Raw genomic sequence first — 4,333 nt, 5'->3', positions numbered from 1 at the left:
GCACTCCCACCACAGCCGCTTCCATTACACCCTCCATTCCACAGAGCACATTTTCCACCTCCCTGGGGCTCACCCTTTCCCCCCGGGTCTTGATGAGATCGTCCTTTCTCGCTACGAAATAGAGATAGCCGTCAGAATCCCTGCTAAAGAGATCTCCGGTATAGAGCAGCGTGCTGCCGGTGCGCCGGTCAGTGCGGAAAGTGCGCGCCGTCAAATCCGGGTCGTTCCAATAGCCGCTCATCACGTTGGGACCCTGCACTACCAGTTCACCTACCTGTCCTGGCCCCAGTTCTCTTCCCTGGTCGTCCACCACAAAAACCCGGCAGTCTTTCATGGGTTTTCCCACAGAAGTGGGACGCAAATCCAGTTCTGCCGGCGGCAGGTACGACACTCGCTTGCATTCTGTCAGGCCATACATGGAAAAGAACTTCACCTGCGGAAAAATGGTTCTCAGCTTGCGAATGTGTTCCACTGGCAGTGCTGCCGCCGTATTGGTCATGTAGCGCAGAGAGCTGAAATCATAACCTGCCAGGCTCCGCATCCTCAACAGCATGGCCACCATGGTGGGCACCACAGGAAAGCCTGTGACCCTTTCCTGTTCGATGCGCTGCAGCACCCTGTGCAGGTAGATGAATGACTGCTCCAGAACCACGGTGCCACCGAACATGAAAGTCATGAGCACCTGATAAAGCCCGTAGTCAAATGACAGGGGCAGGGCATTGAGAACCACGTCCTCTTTGCTGTTCTCCAGATAGTGGATGATGCTCCTGGCAGCGCTGATCATGGCCTGGTGGGGGCACATCACGCCCTTGGGCTCACCGGTCGAGCCGGATGTGTAAATGATGGTGGCAAGAGCCTCCTCCCTGCGAGAGCCTGGCCGGTTGAGCAGCCCTGACGCCTCGCATGACAGGCTCTCACTGAAGCGGTAGCTTTTTACTGGCTGGCGCCCGGGCAGGGCGGCAGCCGTGTCGGTGTGGCCTGTCCAGATCACCTCCTGCAGGGAAGAACAGAGCGGCAGGGCTTTCAGCACTACGGCAGACTTGCTCGTGTCTGCAACCAGCGTCCTGGCCTGGCAGTCATTGAGAATGTAGCAGAGCTTGCCTGCTTTCAGGCTCGGGCTGAGCATGAGGAAGATGGCGCCTGCTTTGAGGATGCCGAACAGACACACAATCGCTTCCACCGAGGTGTCGAGCAACAGCGCCACCCGGTCATCTGGCCTCACCCCTGCCCCCACCAGGAAGCTGGCAAAACGCTCGGACTTCTCGTCGATCTCCCTGTAGGTCAGGCGCTCCCCGGAGCAAACCACCGCCACCTTGTCGGGAGCATTGTCTGCCGACATCCTGAGATACTCATGCAACAGCCCTGGGGTGGAATCAGTCATCTATCTCAACTCTTGCGGCTATCTGCCCCCGGCACCCCGGAGGTGCCGCTGGCAGCGAAACAGTTGCCACTCTGTGAGGCTTGCTGCCCTGATCTGCGGTCAAAAAACAGGTCGGGCTCAACAGGTGCTGGCAGCCTCCGTGAAAATCCGCTGATGAACTGCTGGTGCATGATCTGTACCGACAGAATGCCGGCAAGGGCCATGCTGTCAACTTCACTGGCGGCAGAGACATTGTCGAGCTTTTTCAAAAGCAGCCTGACCTTTTTGACGTCAAAAAGACGTGCTTCCCGCAGACTGCAATCAGCAAGATATACCTCCATCTGTGCCCGCGTCTTCTCGTGCAGCAGGCTCTCCACCACTGGGGCGCGATAGGGTTGTTTCGGCCTGCTGATGATTTCTTGCGGCAGTATGCCTTCATATGTCTTTTTCAAGATGTGCTTTTCGTCGAGCACTCTGATTTTCCATTTTGATGGGATGCAGGCCATCATTTCAATGATGCGGTGGTCCAGGTACGGCAGGCGAATCTCCACCGAGTGAGCCATTGCCACCCGGTCCCCTTGCGAAGAGAGTAGATAATTGCTCATGAACAACCGCATCTCCAGGTACTGTGCTCTGGCGACATTGTCCCAGCCGGTGAATTCTTCAGGAATGGTTTGCCGCAATTCCTCGTAGCCGTCGTATGCTCCAATGGCAGCTCTGAGGTCAGTGGAATAGAATTTTTTGATCCTGGCGGTGTTTTGCCAGCGAATCACGTGAGAATAGAAGGGATCATCTGTTGCCTGTAGATTGTGCCCGAAGAAAGATCTGACAAAGTGCCTTGCCCTGGGGTTGTCTTTGAAAATATAGGGATAGAGTTTGCCGATCAACAGGGGCCGCAATGTTGACTGCGGCTGCCTGGCCCAGAAGGCTCTGGCTTTCACTTCGCGAAAGATATTGTAGCCGCCGAAGACTTCATCTGCTCCCTCACCGGTGAGAACCACCTTTATGCCGCTGTCCCGAACCATCCTCGAGAGCAGGAACAGAGGAACAGGTGCAGTTCGCAAAAGGGGCTTCTCGCAGTGCCAGACAACCTCTGGGAAAGCCGCGCCAATGTGGTGGTTTTCCACAAACAGTGTGTGGTGCTCGGTACCCAGGAAGGCGGCCATGAGATCCTGATAAAAGGCTTCATCGTAGGAATCCTCCTCGAATCTTATGCCAAAGGTCTGCAGTGTCTCGTGGCAGTGGTTCTTGACGAGGCTGCTCACCCCGGACGAATCCAGGCCGCCGCTCAGATAAGAACCCACCGGCACATCAGCTCGCATCTGCAGCTGCACCGCATTGAGGAGCAAGCTTCGCAGTCCACTCGCTGCCTGGGTCAGAGAATCGAACTGTTGTTCTCCTGCTGCAGAGAACGGTACGCGCCAGTATCTCCGAATGATGATTTTCCGCCGGGCGGCGTATAGATAGTGGCCGGCAGGAACTTCGTGTATGTTCTCGAAGGCGGTTCTGCCGTCAAGGGTGGTCCAGAAGGTAAAAATTTGCTCCAGGGCTATGGGGTCCAGGCGGCGGGACACCTCCGGCGCCAGAAGAATCGCCTTGATATAAGAAGAAAAAAAGAGCCAGCCATCAGCTGTCGTGTAGTGCAGCGGTCTGATGCCGACTCGATCCCTGGCAGCAAAGAGGGTCTGCTCTTTTGTGTCCCAGAGAGCAAAGGCAAATTGGCCGTTGAGATCCTCCACACAGCCAGGTCCCTTCTCCTCGTAGAGATGCAGGATCACCTCTGTGTCCGCTGCAGTGTAGAACCGGTGTCCCTTTGCCTGCAAATCTCTTCGGAGCTCCAAATGGTTGAACACTTCCCCATTATAGACGATCCACAGGGTCTCATCTTCATTGTGGATGGGCTGGGTGCCGCTGGCGAGATCAATAATACTCAGGCGGACATGGGCCAGGCCTGCTGCATCGTCCACATAGATGCCAGCCTCATCAGGCCCCCGGTGCCGAAGTGCTCCGGCCATCTGCCTGAGCAGATGAAGTGGGACTTCCCTGGCCCCATTCAGGCTTACCACTCCAGCTATGCCACACATGAGATCAGCTCTTGACTGCAGGTTGACGCCGGCTGCCGGCCCGAGACAGCGGGCTGCTATGGCGCCACACCACGGACCTCTTTACAGGAAGTGCTCCGTCCATGGTCGGCACAAGGGAGGTGTGTCTGTCTGTCCTGCGGTCGTCCATTGTGCGCCAGCGAGACCTGCAAGCAGCAGGACTGCCAGATTGTTTCTGAATCCAGGATATACTGTTTTTTCTCATTATGCTGTTTGCCGCGCCTTGCTGTCGAGCTTGCCCTCGAGGTAGCGAACTACATTGTTCAAACTGTCAAGATTCTCTGGCACAAGCTCATCATCTTCAACAACGATGTGGAAGGTCTGCTCCAGGAAACTGACCAGTTCCAGAACACCGGTGGAATCGATAATAGAGTTTTCCAGGAAAGAGCTGTCTTCTTCGAAATCTGCCTCTTCCCCGAAAAGAAAATTCTCGATTACAAAGGTGCGCACTATCTCTCGATAGTCCATAGACATACCTCACAGCCATCGTGGCGGTCACGCCAGAGCGTGAGCCAGCTAATATCTGGGCAAGTTGGAGCAAGAGACGTGCCACTATAGCCGTGCTCAACTCCTGGATCTTGCTGTGCCGCTGATCTATGCAAGAGCGGCCAGTGTTCGCTTCACCTCACTGACAATTTTCTCGTCCGGTCTGGCAGCCAATCTGGCCAGACCCTCAGCCCTGCTCAGGTAACCCTCTCTTACCAGGCCGGCCAATTCAAAGGCATATGGGTGGAAACCAAACTTTTGCAGGTGGCTTTCTATGCCCAGGCTGTTGAGCAGGCAGTTGCTGGAGTTGCTGTCGGTGTCAGCCGGCGGCTGCCAACCCAGTGCCTGGATTTCCTCGACAATCTTCCTTTCGTCATACTGTAAA

4 protein-coding genes are annotated in these 4,333 nt (G+C 55.7%); all 4 read right to left on the bottom strand.

The features are described from left to right. Window positions 1–1,381, bottom strand: a 1,381-nt coding sequence (locus JRI89_16785) for an AMP-binding protein (protein MBW2072888.1), incomplete at its 3' end; no start/stop codon positions are given. A gap of 5 nt (window positions 1,382–1,386) precedes the next feature. Beyond that, window positions 1,387–3,444: an asparagine synthase (glutamine-hydrolyzing) gene (asnB, locus tag JRI89_16780; GenBank protein MBW2072887.1), complete on the bottom strand. Its 2,058-nt coding sequence runs from the start codon at window positions 3,442–3,444 to the stop codon at window positions 1,387–1,389. Between the two features lie 222 nt (window positions 3,445–3,666). Then, window positions 3,667–3,930 carry an acyl carrier protein gene (locus JRI89_16775; protein ID MBW2072886.1) on the bottom strand — a complete coding sequence of 88 codons (264 nt, stop codon included), beginning with the start codon at window positions 3,928–3,930 and terminating at the stop codon, window positions 3,667–3,669. 126 nt (window positions 3,931–4,056) lie between these two features. Then, window positions 4,057–4,333 (bottom strand): hypothetical protein (locus JRI89_16770; GenBank protein MBW2072885.1); only part of this gene is annotated, 277 nt, incomplete at its 5' end.

It is taken from the genome of Deltaproteobacteria bacterium (assembly GCA_019309045.1).
Taxonomy (GTDB): Bacteria; Desulfobacterota; Syntrophobacteria; order BM002; family BM002; genus JAFDGZ01.
The sequence above is the reverse complement of the archived record's forward strand: the minus strand, read 5'-3'. Positions and strand labels throughout refer to the sequence as shown.